This is a genomic window from Rothia sp. SCPM-O-B-18226 (M350), from assembly GCF_058213595.1.
The window spans coordinates 630,596-656,636 of the sequence record NZ_JBYQJS010000001.1; the positions used below are offsets into that span (position 1 = coordinate 630,596).

The following is a 26,041-nucleotide window of genomic DNA, read 5'->3' on the forward strand; positions in this document are numbered from 1 at the left end:
AACGGAGGGGGGTCCCTTTTGCCGTGCCCGCATACAGCGGAGTTTCACACCCGAAGGTACAGTCGGCAGAAGCGAACAAGGCAGGTTTCTCCAGCTGAGGATTGCCTCCTGCACCCCCGCGCCCGGAGCGCATCAGCCGTTGGCAGGACTATCCCCTAGATTTAAGCGAGAAACTTTACGCATGTCTGAAAACACCGCTTCGCGCCCCGACCTTCGTAATGTGGCCATCGTGGCACACGTTGACCACGGTAAGACCACCATCGTCGACGCGATGCTGCAGCAGACCCACGCCTTCTCTGACCACGCAGATGTTGAAGACCGAGTCATGGACTCCGGCGACCTCGAACGCGAAAAGGGCATTACCATTCTGGCGAAGAACACCACTGTGTTCTACAACGGCCCCTCTGCTAACGGCGAGACCATCACCATCAACGTGGTCGACACCCCCGGCCACGCCGACTTCGGTGGCGAGGTGGAACGCGGCCTGTCCATGGTTGACGGCGTTGTGCTGCTTGTGGACGCCTCCGAGGGCCCGCTGCCCCAGACCCGCTTCGTGCTGCGTAAGGCACTGGCCGCCAAGCTTCCCGTGATCCTCGTGGTCAACAAGGTGGACCGCCCCGACTCCCGTATCGACGAGGTCGTGAGCGAGTCCATGGATCTGCTGCTGGGCCTGGCCTCCGACCTGGCCGAGGAGGTCCCCGACCTGGACCTGGACGCCGTGCTGAACGTTCCGGTCGTGTACGCCTCCGGTAAGGCCGGCGCCGCCTCCCTGAACCAGCCCGCCGACGGCCAGCTGCCCGACAACGACGACCTCGAGCCGCTGTTCAAGACCATCATCGAGCACGTGCCCGCCCCCACCTACGACCCCAACGAGGTTCTGCAGGCACACGTGACCAACCTGGACTCCTCCCCGTTCCTGGGCCGTCTGGCACTGGTCCGTATCTTCAACGGCACCCTGAAGAAGGGCCAGACCGTCGCCTGGGCACGCCACGACGGCGAGATCAAGAACGTCCGCATCTCCGAGCTGCTGGCCACCAAGGCGCTGGACCGCGTTCCCGCCGAGTCCGCCGGCCCCGGCGAGATTGTCGCGGTTGCGGGTATCGAGGACATCACCATCGGTGAGACCCTGACCGACGCCGAGAACCCCAAGCCCCTGCCGCTAATCAAGGTGGATGATCCCGCGATCTCCATGACCATCGGTATCAACACCTCCCCGCTGGCCGGCCGCGTCAAGGGCGCAAAGGTCACCGCGCGTCAGGTGAAGGACCGCCTGGACCGCGAGCTCATCGGTAACGTGTCCATCAAGGTTCTGCCCACCCAGCGTCCGGACGCCTGGGAGGTTCAGGGCCGTGGCGAGCTCGCCCTGGCAATCCTTGTGGAGCAGATGCGCCGCGAGGGCTTCGAGCTGACCGTGGGTAAGCCCCAGGTGGTCACCAAGACCATCGACGGCAAGGTGTACGAGCCCATGGAGCACATGATCATCGACGTGCCCGAGGAGTACCTGGGCGCCGTCACCCAGCTGATGGCATCTCGTAAGGGCCGCATGGAGAACATGGCAAACCACGGTACCGGTTGGGTCCGTATGGAGTTCGCCGTTCCCGCCCGTGGCCTGATTGGCTTCCGCACCCAGTTCCTGACCGAGACCCGCGGTGCCGGCATTTCCTCCTCGTACTCGATTGATCCCGAGCCCTGGGCCGGCGAGATTGAGTACCGCACCAACGGTTCGCTGATTGCTGACCGCGCCGGCGTGGTGACCCCCTACGCGATGATTAACCTGCAGGAGCGCGGCACCTTCTTCGTGGAGCCCACCTCCGAGGTGTACGAGGGTATGATCGTGGGTATGAACTCCCGTGCCGACGACATGGAAGTGAACATCACCAAGGAAAAGAAGCTGACCAACATGCGTTCTTCGACCGCGGACAACTTCGAAAACCTGACCCCGCCGAAGAAGCTGACCCTCGAGGAATCCCTCGAATTCGCCCGCGAGGACGAGTGCGTTGAGGTGACCCCCGAGGCCATCCGTATCCGCAAGGTCATCCTTGACTCCAACGAGCGTGTGCGCGAGTTCCGCCGCCGCGCCCGCGCCAACTAATTGCGCTGACGGTACGACCATCGGGCCGTAGCGTTTCGAAGAGCCGCCGCCACCTTCCGGAAGGAAGAGGGCGGCGGCTCGGCGTATTCGGGCAGGGCGGGGAGCGAAACCGGGACCGCTCAATACTGAGGTGAGCCTACCCCCGCCGCCGTGTAAGATAAGACCGTGTGCTGAGACAGCGTGCACCCCCGCAGACGCCCTGCGCGCGGGGTGAGGCGTGAGCCCCAGAGGCACATCCCAGTCCGTGCGTTATGAGAGGGAATTCCCGTGTCCGCATCCGACAACAGCCCGCAGGAAGCCGAGCAGCAGAAGCCGCAGGAAGCCGCGACCCCCAGCTACCCCACGCAGGGTGAGCGTATCGCATCCGGGGCCAAGCGCGACCTGCTGCCCACAAACTACGATTCGGAGCAGGCGCGCATCCTCTTCGTGCACGCGCACCCCGACGACGAGACCTCCTCGACCGGCGCGACGATGGCGTACTACGCGCAGAAGGGCGCCGAGGTGTACCTCATCACCGCAACCCGCGGTGAGCTGGGCGAGGTCATCCCGCCGCAGCTACAGCACCTGGAGGTCGGTAAGCCCGGATGCACCGACAACGGCGAGGCGCTGGGGGAGTACCGCGTGGGCGAGTTGAACGGTGCTCTCGAGGCTCTGGGCGTGCACCGCCACCTCTTCCTCGGTCAGGAGCCGGCCACCGCCGAGGGCGTGCCGGCCCTCTACCGCGACTCCGGCATGGCCTGGGGCCCGAACGGTAAGCCCATCGCCAACCCCGTCTCGAGCGATGCCTCGCTGACCGCCCAGCCCCTCGAACCGCAGGCGCAGGCCCTGGTCGCCGCAATTCACGAGATCCAGCCGGATGTGCTGGTCACCTACGACGCCGACGGCGGCTACGGTCATCCCGACCACGTGCGCGTGCACCAAATCGTGAAGCGTGCCCTGGAGATTCTGGGGGATGACGAGGACCGACCGCTGCTTACCTGGGGCATTGAGGGCGAGTACAACCCCGAGGACACCCGCGTGCAGGCCGCTATCTTTGGCGACGGCACCGCCAAGCGAAAGGCTATGGAGGCGCACCGCACCCAGATTACGGTGCTGGACGATAAGACCTTCGAGTACTCGAATAAGGTGCCGCAGAAGATTTCTGCCGTTGAGACCTACCGCGTGCTCGACGGCGACCCCACCCGTACCGTCACCCCGAAGCCGCAGGAGGCGGGACTCGTCTCCACGGTGCTGACCGGCGTGATTCTGGGCACCGTGGCGGCCGTCGCCGGTTCCATCTACCACGCTTGGGTTGTGTACGCAGGCGATGTTGCCCTGCCCGTGGGCTTGCTTATCGCGTACCTGACGATTTTCTTCGCCTCCCTGTGGAGCGCGCTCGCCCTGCGCCGCGGCATGACGGCGGCTATCGTGGGCGGCGTGGCCTTCGTGACCGTGTACTGGCTGGCCTACGGCCGCCCGGATTCGCCCTTCGTGCTCGTGAACCCGGGGCACTCGGCCATCGGCCTGTACGGTGCGCTGTGGTGGTTCGGCGCGCCGGTGGCGGCGATGCTGGGCATGTTCGCGTACACGCGCAACCGGGTGAAGGATGCGCGCTACTTCTCGGCCCGTTCGGCGCATCAGCGTGCGCGTGCCAAGGCCGAGGGTCGGGACAAATAGCGAAGAAAAAGTATGCGTTATTGCGTGTTTTTCCTCGGTGAGAAAAGGGTTGTGCCCACCCACAAATTAATGTGACGAAGATTTCATTTATATAATTTGGGTATTTTTATAATTCACTGACTAGGTGAAATAATGAACGGCGGCAGGGCAGGCTTGCCTAAAAAATAGGTCCCCGCCCGCCGCCGTTCGCTGTCTAATACACCACGAAAATACGATAAAACACCGAGCGCGCGATAGACTATACAAAGACTTCCCCGCCGAGCACCACACGCTCGGCGGTTTACTCTGCAGACCCTGCCCTGGAGAAGGCGACCCGCAGACCGGCGGGCACAGGGCGCACAGCATCGAGAAAGGCACCGACCCATGACCTACGTTATCGCGCTTCCCTGCGTGGACGTCAAAGACCGCGCCTGCGTTGAAGAATGCCCCGTGGACTGCATCTACGAAGGTGACCGCACCCTGTACATCCACCCCGACGAGTGCGTGGACTGCGGCGCCTGCGAGCCCGTCTGCCCCGTCGAGGCCATCTACTACGAAGACGACGTTCCCGAAGAGTGGAGCGAATACGTGAGCGCCAACGCCGACTTCTTCGACGACCTGGGTTCCCCCGGCGGCGCCGCAAAGCTCGGTCCCACCGGCAAGGACGTGCCTTTCATCGCGGCACTGCCCCCGCAGAGCAACTAACCCCATACCTGAAGCAGTCGCGCCCGCAGAGTAATTGCGCGAGTGACCGGATGCACGAGCCCCCACCCCGGCCGATGCGCACCGCACGCGGTGCGCCCCTGGACAAGCTGTCTATGCGCTGGGATGGGGGCTCTTCCTCTAGTCAGCCCCGAAGCCCGGGCGATAGACTGGAGTGACGAAAAATCCCCAAGCGACCAGGTGACACAATGACTTACGGCCTGAACCTGCCCGAATACCCCTGGGAGGCGCTCGCCCCCTACCGCGCCACCGCCGCGGCTCACCCCGACGGCCCGGTGGACCTGTCCATCGGCACCCCCGTGGACCCCACCCCCGAGCTCATCCGCAACGCGCTCGCCGAGGCATCCGACGCCCACGGCTACCCGACCACCCACGGCACCCCCGCCCTGCGCGAGGCCATCGCCGAATGGTTTGAGCGCCGCCGCGGCGTGAAGGGCCTGGACCCGCAGGCCATCATGCCCACGATCGGCTCGAAGGAGCTCGTAGCCTGGCTGCCCTTCCTGCTGGGCCTGGGCCCCGGCGACGTGGTCGTGTACCCGCGCATCGCCTACCCCACCTACGATATGGGTGCCCGCTTCGCCCGCGCCGAATCCGTGCCCGCCGACAGCCTGGACGAGCTGGACGCCGACACCCGCAGCCGCGTGAAGCTGATTTGGGTGAACTCCCCGGCCAACCCGAACGGCACGGTCCGCACCGTGGAGCAGCTGCGCGAAATCGTCGCGCAGGCCCGCGAAATCGGTGCCGTGGTGGCCTCTGACGAGTGCTACGCGGAGCTCGGCTGGGGCGCCTGGGACGAGGCCCGCGGCGGTAAGCCTGTGCCCTCCATCCTGGATCCGCGAGTGTGCGACGGCGACTTCACCGGCCTGCTGGCCGTCTACTCGCTGTCCAAGCAGTCGAACCTGGCCGGCTACCGCGCCGCCTTCGTGGCCGGCGCCCCCGAACTCATGCCGAACATTATCAACAGCCGCAAGCACGCCGGCATGATCGTGCCCGCGCCCGTGCAGGCCGCCATGATTGCCGCCCTGGGCGATGAGGCGCACGTTGCGGCGCAGAAGGACCGCTACCGTGCCCGCCGCGAGGTGCTGGAGGACGCCATCACCGCCGCCGGCGGACGCATCGAGGGCTCCGAGGCGGGCCTGTACCTGTGGACCACCTTCGGCGAGTCCACCTGGGACTCCATCGGCCGCCTGGCCGAGCTGGGCATCATTGCCGGACCCGGCGTGTTCTACGGCGAGGACGGCGAGGGCTACGTGCGCATCGCCCTGACCGCCTCCGACGAGGCCGTGGCCAAGGCCGCCGAGCGTCTGAAGGCCTCCGCGGCTAAGTAGACTGGCCGGCCCATCCGCGCGGCGTTACCGAGCCTCTCGCCGGGGACCTAACCTGCATAGCAGAGAAGCCCCCGCACCCTCCCGAAAGGGGAGTGCGGGGGCTTTGCTGTACCTCGGCCGTGCCTACTTGCGGTCGCCGGGGAGCACGAACATCTGAACGGTCGGCGGGTTCGGGTTATCCAGAGCGTCCGGAATCAGGTTTCGGGTCACCTTCGCGGAGGTGCGCGACGCCAGCTTGTCCGTAATGCCGGTTGCTACAGCCGTCAGCACGAAGTTCACCGTCACGAAGAGTGCCGCCGCCAGAATCAGGGTCTGCAGTACGTTGCCGTCACCGGAACCGATGCGGCGCGCCGAGGCGAGCAGCTCCGGGTAGGATATGATGTAACCCAGGGCGGTATCCTTCAGAATCACCACGAACTGGCTGAGCATCGAGGGCATCATTGCGGTGAACGCCTGCGGAAGCAGGATCCGAATCAGCGTTTGGGTCGGGGTCAGACCAATCGCAAGACCCGCCTCGCCCTGACCGCGAGGAAGCTGCTTCACGCCCGAACGCAGCAGCTCAGCAATCACCGAACCGTTGTACAGGGTCAGGCCCACCACCACGGCGATGAAGGGCAGCTGAGCAGGCGGAAGACCGCTGTACTTGCCCAAGAACAGCCAGAAGAAGATCATCATGATCAGCACGGGCACGGCGCGGAAGAACTCCACGACCACGGTGCCGAACCAGCGGATAACGCGGTACTGGGAGAGTCGAGCAATACCGAAGACCACACCGAACGCAACCGAGGTAACCACCGAAACCGCTGCCGCCGACAGGGTCGAGGCGAGGCCCGGCAGGTAGTAGGAGCTCCAGGCGCGGGCGGTGAACAGGTCGGTCCACTTCTCCGCCTCCAGCTGGCCCTTCTGGCCCATCACGGTCAGCACGTACACCGCGAAAATTGCGAAGACAACCAGGGCCGCAATGTTGAAGATGCGGGTGCGGCGCTGAGCCACGGGACCCGGCTCGTCAAAGAGAACCGACGAGGTCCCGCGGGTTTCGTTACTGATAAAGGGGTTTTTCATCGTTTCACCGCCAGCTTACGGGATGACCAGGTGGTCAACGCACCAATGGGAACAACAATGATGACGAAGCCCATCGCAAACATGATGAAGATAGCGAGCACCATGTTCGCGTCGAACTCAATCATGGATTTCATCAGCCCGGAGGCCTCAGCCACCGACGCGACCGAGGCGACAGTGCTGTTCTTCGTCAACGCAATCAGAGTATTGCCGAGCGGGGTAATGGCACCGCGTAGAGCCTGAGGGAAAATCACCAGGCGGGCGGTGTCGAAGAAACCCAGACCGATAGCGCGTGCCGCCTCAGCCTGACCCTTAGGCACGGTGTTCACACCCGAACGAATCGCCTCGCAGATAAACGCCGAATGGTAAATCGACAGGGCAATGACCGCGTACACGAAGAAGTTCGTGTCGAAATCGTGCGAGAAGGAGAGCTGGAACTGCGTCCACACACCCAAAATGGCGAAAGTCATCATGATGGTGAGCGGAGTATTACGGACAGTATGCACGTAGGCGGTGCCCACCCATCGCAGGGACGGGACGGGGCTGATGCGCATGAGCGCCAGCACGGTACCGAGAACGAACGAGCCAATGGCCGCCCAGAAGGTCAGCTCAATATTGGTCATGAAGGCGCCGACCACATCGTACTTGGACAGGAGGGTGCCGAGTTGGTCAAAGAATGACATTCGTGAACCTCTCTAGAGGCCTAGGCGCAGGAGGTGCCCAGGTGCGGCGGGTTGGTTTCGGTGTTGTAGTGGTAGCCTGTGCCTTCGGTGTACTTGGTGATGAGCTTCTCCCAGGTACCGTCGGCAACCATCTCGTTGATGGCGTTGTTCACGGCTTCGCACTTGTCGGTGCCCTTGGGCAGACCCACGCCGTAGCGTTCGGTGGTGAAGGGGGCACCAACCACCTTCAGCTTGCCCTTGTTCGCTTTGGTGGCTGCCAGACCGGCGAGGGTTATGTCGTCGGTGGTGACGGCGTCCACCACGCCGCCGTTGAGGGCGACCACGCAGTCGGAGTAGCTATTCTGCTTGACCAGGTTCACGTTCTTGGCGAACTTGTCCTGGACCTTCTTGGCGCTGGTGGAGCCGGTCACGGAGCAGAGGTTCTTGCCGTTGAGGTCGTCGGGGCCGTGAATATCGGTGTTATCGGCACGCACGAGCAGGTCCTGGCCCGCGGTGTAGTAGGGGCCGGCGAAGTCCACGGTCTTCTTACGGCTATCAGAGATGGAGTAGGTCGCAAAGATCATGTCTACCTGACCGGTATTGAGCATGTTTTCGCGGTTAGCGGCGGGGGATTCGACGAACTCAATCTGCTCTTCGGAGTAGCCGAGCTTACCGGCGACGTAGCGCGCCACCTCCACGTCGAAACCGGTGTAGGTGTTGCCGTCCTGGTAACCGAGGCCGGGCTGGTCTACTTTGATGCCGATGCGGATCTTGTGGTCGCTTTCTGCGCTGGAGCATCCTGCGAGAGTACCGGTGAGGGCGAGGGATGCTGCTGCGGCGAGTGCCGCCAGCTTGCGTGAATATTTTTGCATGTCGGTCCCTCTGCTTTAGTGGTTGATGATCTTGGAGAGGAAGTCCTTGGCGCGCTCGCTCTTCGGGTTTGTGAAGAACTCGTCCGGGTGCGCCTCTTCGACGATCTCGCCGTCGGCAAGGAAGACGATGCGGTCTGCTGCCTTGCGGGCGAAGCCCATCTCGTGGGTCACCACGATCATGGTCATGCCTTCCCGTGCGAGGGAGACCATGGTGTCGAGCACTTCGTTGACCATTTCGGGGTCGAGCGCGCTGGTGGGTTCGTCGAAGAGCATGACCTTAGGTCTCATGGCGAGTGCGCGGGCGATGGCGACGCGCTGCTGCTGACCGCCGGAAAGCTCTGCGGGCATCTTGTGCACCTGGGAATCCACGCCGACCTTTGCGAGTAGCTTCATGGCCTCCGCTTCTGCCTCCGACTTGGAGATCTTGCGGATTCGGCGGGGTCCAAGGGTTACGTTATCGAGGATGTTCTTGTGCGCGAAGAGGTTGTAGGACTGGAAGACCATGCCGACTTCCGCGCGGAGCTTGGCGAGGGCTCGGCCTTCTTCGGGTAGTTCTTGTCCGTCAATGGTGATGGATCCGCTGGTGATAGTTTCGAGGCGGTTGATGGTTCGGCAGAGGGTGGATTTGCCGGATCCGGAGGGGCCGAGGAGGACGACGACCTCACCTTTTCCCACGGAAAGATTGATGTTCTTCAGAACGTGGTTGGTGCCGTAGTACTTGTTGACGTTGGCGATTTCGATGAGGTTTTTCTGCGCTTCGGGAGCTGCCTGTGCGGACATGATGAACCCTTTCACGTGAGGTGCGTCTATGATGCGGGTTGTCTGTATGCTGAGTTTTCAGCTTACGCCTCATGCGGTTTCCTGTCTGCAAAATATTCACTTTACTGTGTAAGCAATGTGAATTTTTAAGCATGAATGCATAGTTATAGTATTTTTGACGTAAAAATATGGGTAAAAAACACCCCATCTTCACAAAAGGCTCTGACTAGGGAATATATTCTTCCCTATCTCTACTCACTCACGAGGTGTCAAACGCCTTTGGGGAGGTAGTCACGACTTGGTAAAAATTTCGAAAAAAGCGCAGAAAAGTGCCCGATAGGTGAGACAACACCTATCGGGCATCCTTCAACACCCCAGCAGGAGGGGCTAAAACTGTTTAGGCTTCGTAACCGTTGGGGTTATTCTTCTGCCAGTTCCAGTGGTCGCGAACCATGGTCTTGATATCACGGGTAGCGCTCCAACCCAGGTCAGCCAGGGCGGAGGAGGGGTCGGCGTAAGAGACCGCAACGTCACCGGGGCGACGATCCACAATCTTGTACGGCAGCTCCTTGCCGCATGCCTCCTCGAAGGCGTGCAGAACCTGCAGAACCGAGTAGCCGTTACCGGTACCCAGGTTCCAGGTGTGCAGGCCGCCGTGCTGGGTGATGTAATCCAGTGCCTTCAGGTGGCCGTCGGCCAGGTCGACCACGTGGATGTAGTCGCGCACGCCGGTACCGTCAACGGTCGGGTAGTCGTTGCCGAAGACGTTCAGGTGGTCGCGGCGGCCCACAGCAACCTGGGCGATGAAGGGCACCAGGTTGTTCGGGATACCCGCCGGGTCCTCGCCGATACGGCCGGACTCGTGTGCGCCCACCGGGTTGAAGTAGCGCAGCAGAGCAATGTTCCACTTGGAGTCGGAAGCGGCCAGGTCGACCAGCATGTCCTCGATGTGCTCCTTGGTGCGGCCGTAGCAGGACTGCGCATCCATGTTCATCTTCTCGATCAGAGGCATGGACTCGGGCTCACCGTACACGGTAGCGGAGGAGGAGAACACGATGGAGTGGCAGTCGGCCTCGTCCATGGCGTAGAGCAGGTTCAGGGTGCCGGCCACGTTGGTCTGGTAGTACCACAGCGGCTTCTCGGCGGACTCACCCACAGCCTTCAGACCCGCAAAGTGAATCACGGCGTCGGGGCGAACCTGCTTGAAGAGGGCCTTCATGCCCTCGAGGTCGAGCAAATCAACCTTGTGGAATTCGGGAGCGCGGCCGGCCAGCTCGGTGACGCGCTTGAGGGACTCTTCGGAGGAGTTGGCGAGGTTATCCATGACGACGACGTCGTGGCCTGCCTTGAGCAATTCAAGTACGGTGTGCGAGCCAATGTAGCCGGCACCGCCGGTAACGAGTACCTTCATGATGTCCTTTCGAGCAAAAATTCCGGTGTGAACCGGACGGAGCATGTGCTGTTGAGCTGTATCTAATGGTACAGGGGTCGGGGCAACAGAATGGTTTTATGCACTGTGCGCTTGTGCACTCCGGTGTGAGCACGTGGGAGGCACGTAAAGGGCTACGGACGGTGAAGTTATCGAGGATGGGATGCGAGCCCCACGCACAACGTAGAAAAAGGGTCGGGATGCTTCACACATCCCGACCCCTCAAGCCCGCAGGGGCGGCCGGCATTAGCCCAGGCCGGTCCAGACTAGTTCAGGTGCAGCGCCTCGTTCAGCTCCACGGTGTTCTTCGCACGCGGCAGAACCTCAATCGCGCCGCTGATTGAATTACGGCGGAACAGAAGGTTCGACACGCCGGACAGCTCCGCAGCCTTCACCACGCGCGCCTCCTGACCGGGCAGCAGAACGCTCACACGCGAACCGGCGGTCACGTACAGGCCAGCCTCAACCACGCAGTCATCACCCAGGGCAATACCGATACCGGACTCCGCGCCCAGCAGGGAACGCTCACCAATGGATACGCGCTTCTTGCCGCCGCCGGAGAGGGTGCCCATCGTGGAGGCGCCGCCACCCACATCCGAGCCGTCGCCCACCACAACGCCCTGCGAGATACGGCCCTCAACCATGGAGGTGCCCAGGGTACCAGCGTTGAAGTTCACGAAGCCCTCGTGCATCACGGTCGTTCCGGAGGCCAGGTGCGCACCCAGACGCAGGCGATCGCCGTCGCCAATACGCACGCCGGCGGGAACCACATAATCCACCAGGCGCGGGAACTTATCAATGTGGCTCACGCTCAGGTGACCCAGCTTACGCAGACCAATCGCCAGCTTCTGGAACTCGGCGGCAAGCACCGGGCCGTGGTTGGTCCACGCCACGTTCGCGAGGGTGCCGAACAGGCCGTCCAGGTTCAGCTCGTTGGGGCGAACCAGGGTGTGGGAGAGCAGGTGCAGACGCAGGTACGCGTCGACCGCGTCTTCGGGTGCCTCGTCCAGGTTGATGGAGGCGGTACGCACCTCGGTGCGGGCGTTGCGCGCCGGATGCTCAACGGTCAGGTCCTCCAGCTCGTCCGCGATGGACAGGTCGGGGGTCTGGGTCAGGGAGGGGGCGGGGAACCAGGCATCCAGGACGGTGCCGGCATGCTCGCCGGAAGCAACAACATTAACCAGTGCGACGCCGGAGGCGTAACGGGGAGTGTTTTCAGACATGCACACCATTATATGGGCTGTAGCACACCGAGCATCAGGGCCGTCGGCGTTCGTCTCACGAACAGAAGCGCGGGCCCCGGGATGCGGGGCGTCCCCAGCCTGTATCGTGGAGGGATGACTGTGAATCACCACGCACCCCTGGACCTGAACGTATCCATGCCCGAGCTGACCCGCGCCCTGCTCGACTACGAATCGGTATCCGACCACGAGAAGGACCTGGCCGATGCCGTGTACGCGGCGCTCGCGGCCTACCCGCACCTGCATCTGACCCGCGACGGGGACGCCATTATTGCCCGCACCGAATTCCCGCCGATGCCCGGTGAAGAGGGGGAACGCACCCGCATTATCCTGGCCGGTCACCTGGACACCGTGCCCCTACCCACCGTCGAGGGTTCCCTCGGCACCGTGCCGGCCACCGTTCGCGAGGAAGACGGCGAGTACGTGCTCTACGGACGCGGCGCGACCGATATGAAGGGCGGCGTGGCCGTCCAGCTGAAGCTGGCCGCCGAGCTGACCGCGCGGGACACCGACTACAACCTGACCTACATCTTCTACGACCACGAGGAGGTCGCGAGCGAGCTCTCCGGCCTGGCGCGCCTGATTCGCAACCACGGGGAGCTCATCACCGACGCCAACTTCGGCGTACTGCTCGAACCGACCAACGGCACGATTGAGGGCGGCTGCAACGGCACCATGCGTTTCTTCGTGCGCACCCGCGGCCTGGCCGCCCACTCGGGCCGGGCCTGGCGCGGCGAGAACGCGATCCACGCCCTGGCGCCCGCGCTGGCGGCGCTCGCCTCCTACAAGCCGAAGACCATTGCTGTGGAGGGCCTGGACTATCGTGAGGGCCTGAACGCGGTGCAGATCTCTGGCGGCGTGGCCGGCAACGTGATTCCCGACGCGGCGGCGATGCACGTGAATTATCGTTTCGCCCCCGATAAGACCCTGGACGAGGCTGTTGCCCACGTGCGTGAGGTTTTCGCCGGGTACGAGCTGGACTTCGTGGACCTCTCCCCGGCGGCCCGCCCCGGCCTGGACACCCCGCTGGCCGCCTCCCTGATTGAGGCGGTGGGGCAGGAGCCCCAGCCGAAGTACGGTTGGACGGACGTGGCGCGCCTGAGTGAAATCGGAATCCCGGCCGTGAACTTCGGCCCCGGTGACGCCCTGCTGGCCCATACCGACAACGAGCACGTGCGCTTCAGCCAGCTGACCCGCTGCCACGCGGACCTGCGCGCCTGGCTACTCAGCGACCGCGACGACGAGGACTAGGAGGCGCTTCCCGGCCCGGTTGCGTGCCGAACGGCGGCATGGGCCCCGGGCGCGAACCCCGTGCGCGAACCCCGTGCGCGAACCCGGGCCAAAGCCCTCCGCCTGCCGGCCACCGCGTTGTCGCCCCGGCCGGCCGGCATCTCACAGCGTCATAGAAGGGGAGACAACGCATCTCTCTTCTAAGATGGAGAGTATCCATACACGTTATTCGAGAGGACAGAGTTGAACATTCTTCTGATTCTGCTCGCCCTAATCCTGCTGGTCATCGCTTCGTTCACGGTGATTGCGCTCGGCGGCCACCGCGCCGTGCCCGGCGCAGCGTTCTTCAACGCCGTGGGCCGTGACGGCCTGGGAGTCTTCGACACGGTCGACGACCTGGACGTCATCGCCAAGCCCTTCGTGGCCCCCGCATCGCAGGCCGTGCCCGCCGAGGGCCCCCGGGCCGTGCAGGAAGAGCCGGAACCCCTTCCTCTGGCCGTGCCGCATACCGGTAACGTTGAGCGGACCCTGAGCGCCCACGACTTCGTGGATCACCACGTGGACAAGCCCTCGGGCGCCTCCGCGGTATCCTCCGCCGAGAAGCCGCAGAGCGGGGAGGCCCGATGAGCGCACGCGCCGGGCTCACCGAATCGAGCGAGCCGGCGGAGCATACCGCATCCCGCGTCGAGCAGAACCGGTCCGAGTCCTTCGACGAGGCCCTGACGTGGATGTACACCTCCTCCGCCGAGCGTCTGCGCCGCGTGGGGGAGCGTCTGCGCGCCCTGCCGGCCTGGCTTTCGGTGCTGCTCATCTACGGGATTTCGCGTGTGTGGGGCTTCGCGGTGTTCGCCGTGGTCGGCCAGCAGCAGCTGCGCGGCCCCTGGGGCGAGCACCTGAGCTACCTCTCTTTCATCAGCACCTGGGATGCCGGCTGGTACGAGCAGATTGCGCTCAACGGCTACCCGAGCGAGCTGCCGGTCAACGCGATGGGTGTCGTCCAGCAGAATCAGTGGGCGTTTTACCCCATCTTTCCGCTACTCTCGCAGGGAATCAGCCGCCTGACGGGCATCGCCTACTACCCGGTGGCCGCCACCGTCGCGTTGTTGGCCGGTTTCGCGGCGGCCTGGATCATCTACCTGCTCTTTGACGCCTCGGTGAAGGCGGCCCGCCTCGCGCGTTCCGGATCTGACTCCGCCGATGCTGAGCCCGCCTCCTCGTTGGCCCTGTGGGGCACGGCCCTGGTGTCGTTCCTGCCGGTGGCTCCCGTGCTTCAGGTGCCTTACGCCGAGTCACTGAACCTGGTGTTCCTGGCCGGTGCGCTACTGTGCCTCGTGAAGGGGCGTTACGGCTGGCTGGTGCCGGTTGCGGCCCTGGCCTGCCTTTCCCGCCCGGTGGGCGTTCCGCTGGGTGCAGCGGCGGGCCTGTGGTGGTTCGCCTGCTGGGTTCGGTCGAGTCGCGCTATGGGCATTGGCACGGCGTTTGTGCGCCGTGCGGGGCAGCTGGTGAGCGCCCTGCTGGTGTGCGCGTGCGCGCTGGTGTGGCCCGCGATTGCGTGGTCGGCTACGGGCCGTGTGGATGCGTACACGGCCACCGAGACGGCGTGGCGCGGTACCCATTTGGCACCGATTCAGCCGTGGCTGACACAGGGGTACATCTACTTTGGGTATGCGGCCCCGATCCTGCTGGTTCTGCTGATCCTGGGTTTCGCCGCGCTGTGCCTGAGCCCGGTGGCGCGAAGCGTTTTGGTGGCCCCGCTGAATCTGTGGTGCGTCTGCTACTTCGCCTACCTGATTCTGTTCCTCAACCCGCAGTCGTCGACGTTCCGTCTGCTGCTACCGCTGTTCCCGCTGGTCGTGGTGATTGCGGCGCTGAGCCGTTCGCGAGCTTACCGCTGGGCGTTGCTGGTTGCGGGCGCGTGCGCGCAGTGGGGCTGGGTGGGCTGGCTGTGGCATTGGAAGCAGCTCCCCGGCGGTGGGGATTATCCGCCGTAAACCGAATATTGTGTCAGGAGACCGCCGGGGTGCTGCCGGCGGTCTTTTGCGTTCGGGAGGCGCGCGTGTCTGCGGTAGGAGCCGCAGCGTTTTAACCCGGCGGTGGAGATTATCCGCCGTAAACCGCTGTTGTGGCGTTCTTAGCCGAGGGCGCAATACTTTCGGCGGGGCTTTAGCTCGCGCATCCCGCAGGTCCAGAGCTTAAAGACACGTTCGTATGGGCCCTTTTGGTCGGCGGCACCGGCCCGGAGCTGATAATCTATATTCTGTGTTTGGTATTAGTGGCACCGAGTTGATTATTCTGGCCATCATCACGTTTGTGGTGATTGGCCCCGAACGCATGCCCGAATACGCCCGTCAGATTCGCGAGTTCGTCAAGACCGTGCGCCGCATGGCCTTTGACGCTAAGGACGACTTCAAAGAGGCCCTGGGCGAGACGGGCCTGGAGGACATCAACTGGCGCCAGTACGACCCCCGCCAGTACGACCCCCGCGTGATTGTGCGTCAGGCATTCGCCGAGGATGACGCCGAGCGCGAGCGCGAGGCGAAGGCCCGCGAGGAGGCGCTGCTGAAGGAGCAGGAGAAGGCTGAGAGCCATTCCCTCCCGCGAGGCGCGTACGCCCCCTTTGACGTGGACGCCACCTAAGACTTTGAAACGAAAGAACCCCGCACCGGTCACGGCGCGGGGTTCTTTCTGTATCAGCTTTTGTAGAGGCTCTAGCCCTAGACGAAGAGCGGCAGGCTCTGCCCCGCCCTCGACTCGCCGGAGTGCAGAAGCTTCGAAGCGATGGACTGGATCTCTTCGGCGGTCGCGGAGTCGGGGCGACCCCACACGACGGGCATGCCCTCGTCACCGCCGGTGCGCAGGTTCACGTCCAGGGGGACCGAGCCGAGCAGCGGGACGGGGTAGGAGAGCGCCTCCGAGAGACGCTCAGCGAGCACCTGCCCGCCCCCGGAACCGAACATGTCGAGCACGGTGCCGTCGGGCAGGGTCATGGCGGCCATGTTCTCGACCACGCCCACGACCTTCTGGCCGGTCTGCAGGCTCAGGGTGCCGGCGCGTTCGGCCACATCCACGGCGGCGTGCTGCGGGGTGGAGATGAGCACAAGCTCCGCATTGGGCAGCAACTGAGCCATGGAGATGGCAATATCGCCGGTGCCGGGCGGCAAATCGAGTAGCAGCACATCCAAGGCACCGAAGTGCACGTCCATGATGAACTGCTCCAGCGCGCGGTGCAGCATGGGGCCGCGCCAGGCCACCGGCTCGTTGCCCTTGAGGAACATGCCGATAGAAATCACGCGAATAAAGCCGCCGCCGACCTGCGCATCGCCCCAGCGGCGGGCGGGGGTGGGAACATCCACGGTGGGGGGAAGAATCAGGTCATCCAGGCGTGTGGGGGCATCGGTGATGCCGAGCAGGCCCGGAATCGAGAAGCCGTGCACGTCCGCGTCGATAATGCCCACCGAGAGCCCGCGCGAGGCGAAGGCCGCCGCAAGGTTGGCCGTCATGGAGGACTTGCCCACGCCTCCCTTGCCGGACACCACGCCGAACACGCGGGTCAGCGAACCGGGGGCGGTGAACGGGTTGGTGCGTTCGGGCTTGAGCATCGAACGCAGGGCGGACCGCTGCTGCGGGTTCATCGCGCCCACCTGCAGCTGCACTCGCTCGATGCCCTCGACGGTGGCGGCGGCCTCGCGCACCTGCTGCTCGATGGTGTTCTTCAGCGGGCAGCCCTCGATGGTGAGCAGAACCTTCACCTCGGCCCAGTGGCGGCCGGGAATCGGCTTACCGCGCTCATCCAGCTCGGGATGCACGAGCGCGGTCTCGACCATGCCGAGCTCCGTGATGGGGCGGCGCAGCTCGGGGTCCTCCACGCGGGCAAGGGCCGCGTAGAGCGCGTCCTGCAGCGGGTTATCGGCGCTCACGGGCGCCTCCCTCCGGGGCATCGCCCGAGGTCTTGGCCGGGCTCTCTGCCTTCCGCTCGCCCGGGTCCTCAGCGTGCGCGGAGCCCTCGGTCTCCTCGTCCTCGGTTTCCTCACCCTCGATGCCGTCGGAGGCGTCGATATCGTCGATGGCCTCCTCCAGGTCCTCAATGTCCTCGCTGATGTCCTGCAGCTGCTCGGCGTGGCGCTCCTGCTCCTGCGCAATGTTCTGCAGCTCCTCAAGAATGTCGCGCAGCTCGCTACGGACGAAGTCTCGGGTCGCCACCTCGCGCAGAGCAATACGCAGCGAAGCAATCTCGCGGGTCAGATACTGGGTCTCCTCCAGGTTCTGCTGATCGCGCTTGCGGTCCTCGGAAGCCACCACGCGGTCACGGTCGTCCTGACGGTTCTGCGCGAGCAGCAGCAGGGGAGCGGCGTAGGAGGCCTGCAGGGACAGCATCAGGGTCAGCAGGGTGAAGTTCAGGCTACGCGGGTCGAACTGCATCTCCTCCGGCGCCAGGGAGTTCCAGGCCAGCCACACGCCACAGAAAATGGTCATCCACATCAAGAACTGCGGGGTACCCATGTAGCGCGCAAACGCCTCGGTCATGCGGCCGAAAGCATCCGGGTTGGGGCTCGAGAACAGCCTCGGCTTGCGGGTGCCGGGGGTGCTCAGCTGCGAGTCGCCGCGCTGCGGGCGGGAATCGCCGCGCTCGCGGTTGCGTTCAGCGTACTTCTTCTCCAGGCGGTCCTTGAGAAGACGCGCCTTATCGATGCGGGGGTTCTCTTCGGTACGGTTTGCGTCGCGGCGGTTCGAATCAGGCAAAGCGTCGTCCTACCTTTCGTACGGGAGTTCCATCATCGTAAGTTCGCCAGTCTTCGGGCAGGAGAGCATCGAGCACGTCGTCGATGGTCACCGCGCCTACCAGGCGGTGCGAATCGTTCACAATGGGAACGATGGTCAGGTCGTAGGTTGCCAGCACGCGAGCCAACTCTTCGAGGCTGGCCTGGTCAGAGACCGGCTCGGTGTCGGTGTCGAGGATGTGGCCGATGGGCTCGCTCGGCGGCACGCGCAGCAGCTTCTGCATGTGCACCAGGCCCAGGTACTTGCCGGTCGGCGTTTCCAGGGGCGGACGGGTCACCATGACGGCAGCCGCCATTGCCGGAGGAATTTCCTCGGCGCGGATGTGTGCAAGCGCCTCGGCAACGGTCGCCTCGGGGGAGAGGATAATCGGCACCGGGTTCATGAGCGAACCGGCGGTACCCTCATCGTATTCGAGCAGTCGACGCACGTCGTCCGCCTCGTCGGGCTCCATGAGTTCCAGCAGCTTCTCACGCTGGGCGTCGTCGAGCTCGATGAGAAGGTCGGCCGCGTCGTCCGGTTCCATCTCTTCGAGGACCTGCGCGGCACGCTCGTCGTCCAGGTGCGAAAGAATCTGCACCTGGTCCTCGGCGGGCAGCTCCTGCAGAACGTCCGCGAGGCGTTCGTCCTGCAGCTCGGCGGCGATTTCGACCATGCGCTTATCGCTCATCTCGTGGATGGCGTCCGCCAGGTCGGCGGGCTTGGAGTTTTCGTGGTTGGCCACGAACGCGGTTGCCGCCTGCGGCTCCACGTCGGTGGAGAGCAGAGCCTCGTCCCAGTCGACGATGAGGGTCTCCTTGGAACGGCGGCGCCACGTGCTGGAGCCGGAGCTGACGCGGGAGACGAACAGCTCGGTCACGCCCCAGTCGCCGTTGCGGCGCTGCTCAATCGCGACGTCTTCAATAACGGCGTCGCCGCTGCCGTCAAGCAGGCGTACGCGGCGGTCGAAGAGCTCACCGACGATGAGGGTCTCGGAGTTGCGCTGCTCGAAGCGGCGCAGGTTCACCAGGCCGGTCGAAATAATCTGGGAGGCGTCGATGCTGCGCACGCGGGTCATGGGCATGAATACGCGTTTCTTGCCGAGCACCTCAACGATGATGCCGACGACAATCGGTTCGGTGCCCTTGGCGGGGCGGGCGCCGGCAATGGAGGCACCCAGGCCGCGTTTGAGCACGACAACATCGCGGAGACGGCCGAGGCGGTCACCGAAGGGGTCAAAAACGTCGAGGCCCAGAAGGCGGGCAATGTAAATCTTGCTGGGGGCGCTGAACTTAGAATTGCTCACCCCTCTAGGGTACGCTCCGCCGCCTGGAATCGCACTTTGGGCGTTCTCGTTCTCAGCGGTGCCCGCAGGGAAGCCCCGCGGCCGGGTTCTGACAGGCCGGTACAATTAATGCCATGACTTCTCAGCTGCCGAATCTGCCCAATACCCCACCCTCCTCGTTTATGGCCTCGCGCCTGGCCCAGGCCAACGGCCACCCCCTGCCGAGTGGCGAGCCGGTCGCCTCCTTCGTGCGCCACGACGACGCGCTATCCGCTTTTGACGTGCTGAACGAGCAGCAGTTCCCGGTGACGGCCCTGTACCTGGTCAACGACGGTATCCGTCAGGTGGAGTACCCCGTGCAGACCGGCTACGGCCGCGCACTGCTGGTATCCGCCATCCAGGGTGTCATGATCGGTCTGCTGTACTCGATGTTTGTGGCGGCCGGCGGCACGAACTTTATGACCGCGCTGCTCTCAACGGTGCCGATTTCAGTGGCCATTTTTGTGCTGTGGCGCGTGTTTGACCTGCGCCGCGGCCGCGGGGTTCGCTACCCCATGCGCACCGAGGCGATTCCCTCGCGTACCGTGCTGTACGCTCTGCCGGAGTACGCCCAGGAGGCGCGCCGCGTGCTGGGCGGTCATTCCCGCTTCTCGGCCGCGGTTGCGGCCGCGCGTGCGGCGACCGCCCCGGAGGCTTCGCAGGCGCGTGCCGCTCAGAGCACCGTCTCGATGAACGGTGCGCCGGTTCCGACCGGTGCCCCGAAGGCACCCTCCTACCGTTCGCAGGCCGGTAGCCAACCCGCCCCGAACCAGAACCTGCCCGAGCGTGATACTACCGCGCAGAACGCGGTGGCTCAGAGCGCGGCCCAGAACATGCCCGCGCCCGTCCAGCCCGCGCAGAGCGTTCCGCCCGCCGCTCGGGAGGCAGCAACCGCCGAACAGGTAAACAGCGCGCAGGCTACCGAGCAGAATCCGGATGCGCAGAAGCGCCCGGCTCAGCGCTTCGGCCTGCGCGTGGACGACCCGGAGGAATACGCCAAGCTGATTCAGCCCAAGCCCGAGCGCCCCACCCCGCGCCCGCAGGGCCTACGCGATAAGTCCTCGAAGGACTCCGAATAGGCTCCAGCCGCAACGGCGGAAAACAGACGGAGAAGACGGCGACTGAGAAGAGACGCGAAAGCCCCTCACCGATTCACTCGGTGAGGGGCTTCTTACATTCTATTTAACCAGTTACGGGTGTAGTTTTGGGGGCTTCATCGTCTTCCTTCTCAGGAATAGAAATACCCACGGTGACGTACTTCTTCACCGACCACCCATTCATCGCCACCGAGGCAGCAAAGAACAGCGCAGGCAGCAACTCCTTGCGGACCAGCGAATAGCCCAGGTACCCGAGCGCAATACACCCAGCCAGGCCAGCCACGCCAATACACACGGCACGCAGGGTACGGTACCCCTCAGACCCCTCCTCAAAGCGGGTGCTCTGCAGGTAGAAGAGACCCTCGCGCACAACACGTAGGAACCCAGGGGCCAGGAAAAGCGCAACCGCCAGAGCCGCCGGATCGTAACCTGAGGTCATGAAACTGGTCAGGGGAACCACAAGGCACAGAACCGTGAAAATAGCCGCTGATATAACGCCCACTCGGGTTGAGTACCTATTCATCTGTTCCATGCGCTGCAGGTCAGGAATATCGTCATTAGGCTCGATTTGGTAGATAAGGCAAACGACGATGATTAGCCCGCTAACCATGTACCAGGAGGCGAAGTTCGTCTCTGGTGACCAGAATCCTTGAATCTCACTGTGGAGTACCCCGAAAGCGGTTAGAACCGTCAGAATAATCAAGCCTACCGCGCTGATGAACATAAGAAGGAGAAAGAAGAAGTTGAAAGAACCGCCGTTTGCTTTACCTCCCATGCTTTCGCTGTGAGCCATATCTATAACTGCGAGGAATACGGGACCTGCAACAAAGAACATTGCGCCCCAAGGCCATCCCCCAATAACGACCATCGCTAGAGATACAAGAGCTATGAAGCTAAAGCAGAACCACAGGAAGATTAGCCATAAAATCCTTAAAACCTCAGAAAAAGTACTCATCTTACTACCTCATCTATCTATTTCTTATGAATATTACGCCACACATCCTCAGCAGTATGCATCGTCGATGTTGCTACAGAAGACGCACCAGCAACAAGACCACCCACAGCATAATTAACTGCGAACTTAATAGGTTGCATAGTAGTCACCTGCGACACAGCTAGATTATGCCACCAGCCACGAGAGACAAACATTGTATGTTCGCCGGGAGCCATGAGTCGTGCAACCTGCTTCGACATAAACTCCTTAGCTTCTCGCGCTGGGGCCATCATAGCTACATCATCGGCCACCCCTGAGGTTCCCTTCAAACCTGCCAGAGGCTTGAAATCAACAGGCTTACGAATCAGGTTATTCGCCCACTTCCAATCAGTGCTTCTGGCAACGGGGCCAGTAATCCAATTAGGCTTCGTAACCACGCCAGCAGCCTGCTTAGCACCAGCTATAATACGACCACCAATACCGCCGGTAATGCCACCAACTACTGCGCCAATCGCAGCATCTTTCAGCATCTCCCCCGTGTCCACAGACCCCTTCTGTGCCTTTTGGGTAATCATAGACGTGCCAGCGCTAGAAATTGCCCCTCCAAGAGCACCAAATACCACCATGGTCAAAGGACCGCCTGCAACAGATAGAGCACTTATGCCTATTCCAAGTGCCACCAGCCCGGCGCCTGCAAGATACTCCCAGTTTTCCCCGACCCATTTCTTCGCGCCTTCCCATACATTCTTCGCTGCATGGCCCATTACCGTCCAAAGGTTCTTTGGATCGTGGACAGCCATCTCGTGAAGCTGGCGGACACCATTCCACGCAGATATCGCCCCCTTTGCGACACCTACAGCTGTCCTCTTGACCCATCCGGTAATACCAGAAGACGCTTTCTGCTCGCGATACTTCTCAAAATCCTCCACCGACACCGGCGACAAACCCCACGGATCCACCAACAAAACCGGATTACCACCCACCAGCGAGAACGGGTCAGCACCCCAACCAGCACCCACAGGCGCCGCCAAAGGATCAGGCGCGGTAAAACGGCCCACACGCGAATCCACCACGCGGGCCCCCAACACCTCAAAACCAGTAGAGCCCAGCACCAGGCCCGAAGCCGCAGAAACACCAACCAGCGAATCCGGCAACACAGGCGCACCACCAGTAGCAGAAGCACCCTGAGCAGACGGCACAGCAGGTGCAGCAACACCCAAAGACGCCCAACCATACGGATCCAGCAAACCGGCACCAGAACCAGCACCAGGCACCAGCGAACCCACAGAAGGCATCGACGAGCCGCCCACACCCAGCACACGCGGAACGAACGAGTTCTCATCCCACACCAGCGGGTGCATCACCGAAGCATCAAAACCAGCCACAGAACCAGCAGCGGCACCAGCACCGGTTGAGGGTACGCCAAACTCGGGTACACCGGCAGCAAGCACACGACCGTCGGTAGAGGCACACAACAGGGAGAAGGACACGGCAGAATCGTCGGCAGAGCTCCACGATGCCACCGAGTTCACAAACCCAGCCGCACCATAAGTCAACGACGAGCCAGAACCATCCGAAGAAACCTGCAGAAGACGCGAATCATTACCGTCATAGGAGAACACGCTCGTCGAGACCGGCACCAGGGTGACGCCTTCAAGTTCCACAGACTCCGGGCACTGCGGAAGCCACGCCTGAGCATCCTCAACAGCAGAGGCAAACTCAGCCGACTGGATGCTAGCCTTCGCCTCATCCTGCACACCGTAGACGCATACCGCGCGAACGCGGGCACCCTCATCAGTGACCAGCACCTTCACCCAAGCATTCTCAGGCTGGGCGCTATCAAAGTACTCAACACGCACCACCGGCAGGTGGCATACCTTCCCCAAGGATACTCTATGTGCTTGAAAGCTCTGATAAGCAGAAATATAGAGCAATATGATGCTCTATGGGCTAATCGGCCAGAAAGTTAACTAGGCGTAAGGCTCGGGTCAAGACTGGGCGGCCATTCACTAGCGGCTGGGATTGGGTCCGTATCCGCCCAAGTTTCTTGGCTGACCCTAGATATACAGAAGGCCCCTGGGCTGAGAGATAGTCTCTCGCCCAGGGGCTTTCCTCATGCATAGACAACCGGTACTAACCGGTACATCCGGCGGGGATGGGGTTACGCCTCCTTGGAGAGCTTAGCCATCCACTCCTCAATCTCCTCGACGGTGCGGGGCAGTGCAGCGGAGAGGTTCACGTTGCCGTCCTCGGTGCAGAGCACGTCGTCCTCCAGACGGATACCGATGCCGCGGTACTCCTCGGGAACCGACAGGTCCTCGTCCTTGAAGTACAGGGCCGGCTCGATGGTGAAGACCATGCCCGGCTCCAGCTCAGCCCACATGTACAGCTCAGCCTTAGCCTGCGCGCAGTCGTGCACGTCCAGGCCCAGGTGGTGGCTGGTGCCGTGCGGCATCCAGCGGCGGTGCTGACCGCCCTCAACGGTGAGCGAAACATCAGCGGAAACCGGCAGCAGGCCCCACTCTTCCAGGCGGTGCGCCAGAACGTTCATGGCGGCCTCGTGGATCTCGTAGAACTTGGTGCCCGGCTTAGCCACGGCGAATGCGGCGTCAGCAGCTTCCAGCACGGCGTTGTAGACCTTCGCCTGAACCTCGGTGAACTTGCCATTCACGGGGAAGGTGCGGGTCACGTCAGCAGTGTACAGGGTGTCGTCCTCAACACCGGCGTCCAGCAGTAGCAGCTTGCCCTCGTCCACGGTGCCGTTGTTACGAATCCAGTGCAGGATGGTCGCGTTGTTACCGCAGGCCGCGATGGTGTCGTAGCCCAGGTCGTTACCGTCGGTACGTGCCACGGAGAAGAACGCGGTCTCAACCACGCGCTCGCCGCGGTGATGCTTCACGGCCTTGGGCAGCTCGCGCACAACCTCCTCGAAGCCCTTGACGGTCATGTCAACGGAACGCTGCAGGTTCTCAACCTCGATAGCGTCCTTAATCAGGCGAGCCTCGGAAAGAGCCACGGCCAGCTCGGAGTCCAGCTTGTCGGCCTGCTCCAGCTCCACGCCGGTGTTGTAGCGGGAGGTGTCGACAAGAGCGTCAACAGCCGGGTCAACGTTGCGGACCAGGCGGATGTTCACGCCGCCCAGACCCTGGTTGCCGGCGTTCTTGGTGATAGCCACCTCAAGCTCGGACAGGTCACGGGTACGGATGCCGAAACGCTCCGAGAACTCCTTCAGGGTGGGTCGGGGGCCAACCCAGAACTCGCCGTAGCGTGCATCGGCGTAGAACTCGGTGGTGTCGCGGCCGGCCAGCGGGCGGAAGTACAGGGTCACCTCGTGGTTGGAACCGTTGTCGCCAGTACCCTCCTCGACGGGCTCAAAAATCAGCACGGCGTCCGGCTCGTGGTCAACGCCCAGACCGGTCTGGTGCGCAAACGCCGAGTGCGGACGGAAGCGGTAATCGCAGTCGTTCGAACGGACCTTCAGCGGGCCTGCGGGCAGAACCAGGCGCTCGCCGGGGAAAGCCTTGGAAATCTTGGCGCGGCGCTCAGCTGCGTAGTCTGCTACGGGCTCGCGGGTGTAGCCGCCGTCCTCGGCCTTGGCCCAGTCCTTAGCGATGAATTCGGTAAACGCAGACGCTTTGGGGGTGCTGCGGTGATCAGTCTTCTGAGCTTCGGTGCTCTTCTTATTGTTCTCAGTCATGCCTTAATCATATCGCCTTCGCCACAGATGGGCGCATATTCGGGTCCCCACGACCAAATAGCCGGTGGGCCGCCGCCAATGTTGGTAGGGTGGAAGAAGAGAAAGACACCGTAGACACCATTCAGACACAAATCCCCGAGAAACGGGCCCCGCCGAGTGAGGCGGCGCGGGCACCCGTACGGGGTGAGGAGACGGAGCGGCACATGAGCCAGGCAGAGACGAACCCGACGGCCCCGACGACCCCGGAACGTCGAGAGCACAACGGACGCTACGATCTGCACATCCACTCCGCCATCTCAGACGGCACCCAGAGCCTTGAAGAGCTGGTGCCGCTCATCGCCCAAACCGGGCTGGCCGGGTTCGCCCTGACCGACCACGACACCGCATCCGGCTGGGATAGGGCCTCCCGCCTGGCCGAGGAACACGGCCTGGACTTTCTGCCCGGCGCCGAGTTCTCCTGCCGCTACCACTACACCGAGGACCGCCCCCGCACGAAGACAATTCACCTGCTGGCCTATGGATTCGACCCGGTGCGCTCCGAGCTTGCACACCGCGTGGAGCAGATTCGCCTCAGCCGCGAGGGCCGCGCCCGCGCCATCCTCGAGCGCCTGGCCGCCGACTACCCGCTGACCTGGGACGACGTGCTCGCGCAGGTGGGGGAGGGCAACGCCGCCGTGGGCCGCCCGCACATCGCCGACGCGCTGGTCGCCGCCGGAATCGTGCGGGACCGCACCGAGGCCTTCAACCGCCTGCTCTACACGGGCAGCCCCTACTACGTGCCCCAGCAGGCCCTGGACCCGGTGGAGGCGGTGCGCCTGGTCCGCGAGGCCGGCGGCGTGCCGGTCATCGCGCACCCCATGAGCACGATGCGCGGGCCCGCCCTGAGCCTGGACTACCTGGGCAAGCTGGTGGACGCGGGCCTGGCCGGCGTGGAGGTGTACCACCGCGAGAACTCCGCGGAAGACCGCGCGCGCCTGCTGAAGTTTATTGAGGAGCGCCGCGCGGCGGGCACCGACCTGCTGGTGACCGGTTCGAGCGACTACCACGGCGCGGGCAAGCCGAACCTGCTGGGCGAAAACACGACGGACGCGGCCACGGTGGCGCGCATCCGCGAACAGATCGCGTAGGGCGGCTGACGGGCCGCACCTATTCACGCCTATTCAACGAACCCACGAAGGGGCGGGACGGAACCTCAGAAGATTCC

At 63.4% G+C, this 26,041-nt stretch carries 22 protein-coding genes; 10 read left to right on the forward strand and 12 right to left on the reverse strand.

Going from position 1 to position 26,041, the window contains the following annotated elements:
• Positions 1 to 181: 181 nt before the first annotated feature.
• The 4 genes from typA to dapC all read left to right on the forward strand — a co-directional run bounded on the left by typA (position 182) and on the right by dapC (position 5,778).
• Positions 182 to 2,092, forward strand: coding sequence for a translational GTPase TypA (gene typA / locus AC3E6W_RS02755; protein ID WP_049343880.1), 1,911 nt, complete (start codon positions 182 to 184; stop codon positions 2,090 to 2,092).
• A gap of 267 nt (positions 2,093 to 2,359) precedes the next feature.
• Complete coding sequence (locus tag AC3E6W_RS02760) at positions 2,360 to 3,748, forward strand: PIG-L family deacetylase (RefSeq protein ID WP_490652257.1); 1,389 nt, start codon at positions 2,360 to 2,362, stop codon at positions 3,746 to 3,748.
• A 363-nt stretch (positions 3,749 to 4,111) separates the two neighbouring features.
• Positions 4,112 to 4,432: a ferredoxin gene (fdxA, locus tag AC3E6W_RS02765; protein WP_049332074.1), complete on the forward strand. Its 321-nt coding sequence runs from the start codon at positions 4,112 to 4,114 to the stop codon at positions 4,430 to 4,432.
• A gap of 206 nt (positions 4,433 to 4,638) precedes the next feature.
• Positions 4,639 to 5,778, forward strand: a complete 1,140-nt coding sequence (dapC, locus tag AC3E6W_RS02770) for a succinyldiaminopimelate transaminase (RefSeq protein WP_490652258.1) — start codon at positions 4,639 to 4,641, stop codon at positions 5,776 to 5,778.
• A 123-nt stretch (positions 5,779 to 5,901) separates the two neighbouring features.
• Here the strand turns inward: dapC and AC3E6W_RS02775 are convergent, their stop codons facing one another.
• From AC3E6W_RS02775 to dapD, 6 genes are all read right to left on the reverse strand, one after another.
• The gene (locus tag AC3E6W_RS02775; RefSeq protein ID WP_294646573.1) at positions 5,902 to 6,840 is read right to left on the reverse strand and encodes an amino acid ABC transporter permease; all 939 of its coding nucleotides are present in this window, start codon (positions 6,838 to 6,840) and stop codon (positions 5,902 to 5,904) included.
• Entirely contained in the window at positions 6,837 to 7,520 is a 684-nt protein-coding gene (locus tag AC3E6W_RS02780; RefSeq protein ID WP_049332080.1) for an amino acid ABC transporter permease, read from the reverse strand. The genes AC3E6W_RS02775 and AC3E6W_RS02780 overlap by 4 nt, the downstream gene beginning before the upstream one ends.
• A 20-nt stretch (positions 7,521 to 7,540) precedes the next feature.
• Complete coding sequence (locus tag AC3E6W_RS02785; protein ID WP_070680394.1) at positions 7,541 to 8,371, reverse strand: glutamate ABC transporter substrate-binding protein; 831 nt, start codon at positions 8,369 to 8,371, stop codon at positions 7,541 to 7,543.
• A gap of 15 nt (positions 8,372 to 8,386) precedes the next feature.
• Positions 8,387 to 9,151, reverse strand: coding sequence for an amino acid ABC transporter ATP-binding protein (locus tag AC3E6W_RS02790; RefSeq protein ID WP_070680396.1), 765 nt, complete (start codon positions 9,149 to 9,151; stop codon positions 8,387 to 8,389).
• A gap of 376 nt (positions 9,152 to 9,527) precedes the next feature.
• A complete protein-coding gene (gene galE, locus AC3E6W_RS02795) occupies positions 9,528 to 10,541 on the reverse strand; it encodes a UDP-glucose 4-epimerase GalE (protein WP_049346648.1) in 1,014 nt (337 codons plus the stop codon).
• Between the two features lie 284 nt (positions 10,542 to 10,825).
• Positions 10,826 to 11,791 (reverse strand): 2,3,4,5-tetrahydropyridine-2,6-dicarboxylate N-succinyltransferase, encoded by a 966-nt coding sequence (dapD, locus tag AC3E6W_RS02800; RefSeq protein WP_490652259.1) that lies wholly within the window; start codon positions 11,789 to 11,791, stop codon positions 10,826 to 10,828.
• Between the two features lie 105 nt (positions 11,792 to 11,896).
• Here dapD and dapE point away from each other — a divergent pair, with 105 nt between their 5' ends.
• From dapE to AC3E6W_RS02820, 4 genes are all read left to right on the forward strand, one after another.
• Positions 11,897 to 13,051 (forward strand): succinyl-diaminopimelate desuccinylase, encoded by a 1,155-nt coding sequence (gene dapE / locus AC3E6W_RS02805; RefSeq protein WP_294646561.1) that lies wholly within the window; start codon positions 11,897 to 11,899, stop codon positions 13,049 to 13,051.
• A gap of 222 nt (positions 13,052 to 13,273) precedes the next feature.
• Entirely contained in the window at positions 13,274 to 13,657 is a 384-nt protein-coding gene (locus AC3E6W_RS02810; RefSeq protein WP_490652260.1) for a taurine ABC transporter substrate-binding protein, read from the forward strand.
• Positions 13,654 to 15,021 carry a hypothetical protein gene (locus tag AC3E6W_RS02815; RefSeq protein ID WP_490652261.1) on the forward strand — a complete coding sequence of 456 codons (1,368 nt, stop codon included), beginning with the start codon at positions 13,654 to 13,656 and terminating at the stop codon, positions 15,019 to 15,021. The genes AC3E6W_RS02810 and AC3E6W_RS02815 overlap by 4 nt, the downstream gene beginning before the upstream one ends.
• Before the next feature lie 268 nt (positions 15,022 to 15,289).
• A complete protein-coding gene (locus tag AC3E6W_RS02820) occupies positions 15,290 to 15,667 on the forward strand; it encodes a twin-arginine translocase TatA/TatE family subunit (RefSeq protein ID WP_049332091.1) in 378 nt (125 codons plus the stop codon).
• A 77-nt stretch (positions 15,668 to 15,744) separates the two neighbouring features.
• Here AC3E6W_RS02820 and AC3E6W_RS02825 read toward each other — a convergent pair whose 3' ends face one another.
• Genes AC3E6W_RS02825 through AC3E6W_RS02835 form a run of 3 tightly spaced genes read right to left on the reverse strand, consistent with a single transcriptional unit; the run spans position 15,745 to position 19,091 of the window.
• Positions 15,745 to 16,947, reverse strand: a complete 1,203-nt coding sequence (locus tag AC3E6W_RS02825) for a P-loop NTPase (protein ID WP_490652262.1) — start codon at positions 16,945 to 16,947, stop codon at positions 15,745 to 15,747.
• Positions 16,934 to 17,770, reverse strand: a complete 837-nt coding sequence (locus tag AC3E6W_RS02830) for a DUF1003 domain-containing protein (protein ID WP_490652263.1) — start codon at positions 17,768 to 17,770, stop codon at positions 16,934 to 16,936. The genes AC3E6W_RS02825 and AC3E6W_RS02830 overlap by 14 nt, the downstream gene beginning before the upstream one ends.
• Positions 17,763 to 19,091, reverse strand: coding sequence for a magnesium transporter MgtE N-terminal domain-containing protein (locus AC3E6W_RS02835; protein WP_049343908.1), 1,329 nt, complete (start codon positions 19,089 to 19,091; stop codon positions 17,763 to 17,765). Before AC3E6W_RS02835 ends, AC3E6W_RS02830 begins: the two co-directional genes overlap by 8 nt.
• Before the next feature lie 113 nt (positions 19,092 to 19,204).
• On the opposite strand from AC3E6W_RS02835, the gene AC3E6W_RS02840 reads away from it, so the two are divergent.
• On the forward strand, positions 19,205 to 20,188 hold the full coding sequence (locus AC3E6W_RS02840; protein WP_490652264.1) for a hypothetical protein: 984 nt from the start codon (positions 19,205 to 19,207) through the stop codon (positions 20,186 to 20,188).
• A 103-nt stretch (positions 20,189 to 20,291) separates the two neighbouring features.
• Here the strand turns inward: AC3E6W_RS02840 and AC3E6W_RS02845 are convergent, their stop codons facing one another.
• The 3 genes from AC3E6W_RS02845 to AC3E6W_RS02855 all read right to left on the reverse strand — a co-directional run bounded on the left by AC3E6W_RS02845 (position 20,292) and on the right by AC3E6W_RS02855 (position 24,837).
• Positions 20,292 to 21,161 (reverse strand): hypothetical protein, encoded by an 870-nt coding sequence (locus tag AC3E6W_RS02845; RefSeq protein ID WP_490652265.1) that lies wholly within the window; start codon positions 21,159 to 21,161, stop codon positions 20,292 to 20,294.
• 17 nt (positions 21,162 to 21,178) lie between these two features.
• Positions 21,179 to 23,074, reverse strand: a complete 1,896-nt coding sequence (locus AC3E6W_RS02850; protein WP_490652266.1) for a hypothetical protein — start codon at positions 23,072 to 23,074, stop codon at positions 21,179 to 21,181.
• A gap of 227 nt (positions 23,075 to 23,301) precedes the next feature.
• Positions 23,302 to 24,837: an aminopeptidase P family protein gene (locus AC3E6W_RS02855; protein ID WP_070682480.1), complete on the reverse strand. Its 1,536-nt coding sequence runs from the start codon at positions 24,835 to 24,837 to the stop codon at positions 23,302 to 23,304.
• Positions 24,838 to 25,040: 203 nt separating this feature from the next.
• On the opposite strand from AC3E6W_RS02855, the gene AC3E6W_RS02860 reads away from it, so the two are divergent.
• Positions 25,041 to 25,964, forward strand: a complete 924-nt coding sequence (locus tag AC3E6W_RS02860) for a PHP domain-containing protein (RefSeq protein WP_490652267.1) — start codon at positions 25,041 to 25,043, stop codon at positions 25,962 to 25,964.
• Positions 25,965 to 26,041: the final 77 nt, after the last annotated feature.

What these genes read in the sequence shown, in the direction of transcription:
- dapD (WP_490652259.1), bottom strand. Translation starts at nt 11,791, where the DNA reads ATGGTGTGCATGTCTGAAAACACTCCCCGTTACGCCTCCGGCGTCGCA.
- AC3E6W_RS02840 (WP_490652264.1), top strand. Translation starts at nt 19,205, where the DNA reads ATGACTTCTCAGCTGCCGAATCTGCCCAATACCCCACCCTCCTCGTTT.
- AC3E6W_RS02775 (WP_294646573.1), bottom strand. Translation starts at nt 6,840, where the DNA reads ATGAAAAACCCCTTTATCAGTAACGAAACCCGCGGGACCTCGTCGGTT.
- dapE (WP_294646561.1), top strand. Translation starts at nt 11,897, where the DNA reads ATGACTGTGAATCACCACGCACCCCTGGACCTGAACGTATCCATGCCC.
- AC3E6W_RS02780 (WP_049332080.1), bottom strand. Translation starts at nt 7,520, where the DNA reads ATGTCATTCTTTGACCAACTCGGCACCCTCCTGTCCAAGTACGATGTG.
- AC3E6W_RS02785 (WP_070680394.1), bottom strand. Translation starts at nt 8,371, where the DNA reads ATGCAAAAATATTCACGCAAGCTGGCGGCACTCGCCGCAGCAGCATCC.
- fdxA (WP_049332074.1), top strand. Translation starts at nt 4,112, where the DNA reads ATGACCTACGTTATCGCGCTTCCCTGCGTGGACGTCAAAGACCGCGCC.
- AC3E6W_RS02790 (WP_070680396.1), bottom strand. Translation starts at nt 9,151, where the DNA reads ATGTCCGCACAGGCAGCTCCCGAAGCGCAGAAAAACCTCATCGAAATC.
- AC3E6W_RS02815 (WP_490652261.1), top strand. Translation starts at nt 13,654, where the DNA reads ATGAGCGCACGCGCCGGGCTCACCGAATCGAGCGAGCCGGCGGAGCAT.
- AC3E6W_RS02845 (WP_490652265.1), bottom strand. Translation starts at nt 21,161, where the DNA reads ATGAGTACTTTTTCTGAGGTTTTAAGGATTTTATGGCTAATCTTCCTG.
- AC3E6W_RS02855 (WP_070682480.1), bottom strand. Translation starts at nt 24,837, where the DNA reads ATGACTGAGAACAATAAGAAGAGCACCGAAGCTCAGAAGACTGATCAC.
- galE (WP_049346648.1), bottom strand. Translation starts at nt 10,541, where the DNA reads ATGAAGGTACTCGTTACCGGCGGTGCCGGCTACATTGGCTCGCACACC.
- AC3E6W_RS02860 (WP_490652267.1), top strand. Translation starts at nt 25,041, where the DNA reads ATGAGCCAGGCAGAGACGAACCCGACGGCCCCGACGACCCCGGAACGT.
- dapC (WP_490652258.1), top strand. Translation starts at nt 4,639, where the DNA reads ATGACTTACGGCCTGAACCTGCCCGAATACCCCTGGGAGGCGCTCGCC.
- typA (WP_049343880.1), top strand. Translation starts at nt 182, where the DNA reads ATGTCTGAAAACACCGCTTCGCGCCCCGACCTTCGTAATGTGGCCATC.